Origin of the sequence: Streptomyces sp. PT12, from assembly GCF_003311645.1 — a bacterium.
Taxonomy (GTDB): domain Bacteria; phylum Actinomycetota; class Actinomycetes; order Streptomycetales; family Streptomycetaceae; genus Streptomyces.
The window spans coordinates 1-248 of sequence record NZ_QEST01000094.1; the positions used below are offsets into that span (position 1 = coordinate 1).

Annotated in this window: 1 pseudogene; it reads right to left on the bottom strand. The window is 73.4% G+C overall.

The window, feature by feature from the left end:
• Window positions 1-229 (bottom strand): annotated as a pseudogene (locus tag DEH69_RS10665) (KR domain-containing protein); the annotation flags it as partial.
• Between the last annotated feature and the right edge of the window lie 19 nt (window positions 230-248).

Sequence of the window (248 nt, forward strand, 5' to 3'; positions counted from 1 at the left end):
GGAACGCGTTGGCGGCGGCGTAGTTCCCCTGCCCAGGCCCGCCGATCACCCCGGCGAAGGAGGAGAAGAGGACAAACGCGCCCAGGTCCATGTCGCGGGTCAGCTCGTGCAGGTGGAGCGCCGCCACGGCCTTGGGCCGCAGCACGCGGTCCACACGCTCGGGCGTCAACGACCCGATCACGCCGTCGTCCAACACACCCGCCGCGTGCACCACACCCGTCAGGCCGCGCCCGGCCAGCAGCCCGGCC